Origin of the sequence: Tissierella pigra (genome assembly GCF_009695605.1) — a bacterium.
In the GTDB taxonomy this organism is placed as follows: domain Bacteria; phylum Bacillota; class Clostridia; order Tissierellales; family Tissierellaceae; genus Tissierella; species Tissierella pigra.
Genome location: NZ_VUNQ01000115.1, coordinates 1 through 1,162 on the forward strand (window position 1 = coordinate 1; position 1,162 = coordinate 1,162).

The 1,162-nt window shown below is 31.0% G+C and carries 1 protein-coding gene; it reads right to left on the bottom strand.

What is annotated here, in order from left to right; translation table 11 throughout:
* Positions 1–1,054: IS21 family transposase (istA, locus tag FYJ83_RS19550; protein WP_154443143.1), on the bottom strand; the 1,054-nt coding region annotated here is incomplete at its 3' end.
* Positions 1,055–1,162 lie beyond the last annotated feature (108 nt).

A 1,162-nucleotide genomic window follows, 5' to 3' on the forward strand; every position in this document is an offset into this window, starting at 1 on the left:
TGCTATGAGTTGATATTAATGAGCTATTATGATAAATTTTAACTAAGTTGTCTGTAGAGAATACTGAAACTTCTTTTCCTATATATTCTGGTGGGACAGAATATTTATTACCCTTAAAGGAAATCAAGCAGTCTTTCTCTACTTTTCTTTTTTCTTCAATACTTAAAACATATTCTCGATCGAATTTATTTAACTTTTCTTTTTGCAGCATTTCATAAGGAATTTTATTTGTAGTTCCGTGGACCTTTCTATTTATCTTTTCACACCAGGAGAGAGCTTCATTATTTAAATCTATTAGGTTAACAAATTTAATACCAGTAAAGAAGTTATCCCTTACATATCTGACTGTTCTTTCAATTTTACCCTTAGTCTGGCCTCGGTAAGGCCTACATAGTATAGGTTTTATTCCGTAAAATCCTGCAAAGTCCTCAAATAATGGATTTAACTTAGAATCTTCTTGCTTTATCATTCTTTTTACAACAACTTGCTTCATGTTGTCATAGAGTATATGCTCTGGATATCCATTAAAATATCTAAAAGCATTATTATGACATCTTATTAGAGTTTCTGTGCTCATCTCTGTAACAAATTCTATATATCGCATTCTCGAGTACCCTAAAATCATTAAAAAACAATACAGTTTATGTTCTCTTCCTAGTTCATCCATGAATGTTCCAAAATGAGCCCAATCAACTTGACCCTGTTTCCCAGGTAAAGTTTCGAATCTGACTGTAGCTTTTGTATTTAGCTCTTTCTTTTTAGTTCTAACATAGTTTTTAACTATACCAATTTTACCATCAAACCCTTGATCAGTTATTATTTCTAATATCCTTACAGCACTATATGGGGCTTCCTCTAGTAACTCATCTATCATAGGTTTAAAGTCATCTAACTTAGAAGGTTTATCTTTAGTTAATGTATATTTTGGCGTCTCAATAGCTGCTGCATACTTTTTAGCTGTTCTCCAATTGATATTATATTTTCTTGATATTTCTGAAATGGATAGCCCCTTAAGATAATCATTTCTTATATCCATCCAAAGTTCTCCTTTCATATTCACACCACCTATTATTTTTTATTCTTTAGGTAGTGTTCCCTCTTTGATTAAGAACTCTGTACTTTTTGATTACCTTTTATCTGTATTTTATCATTGTCCTTTACA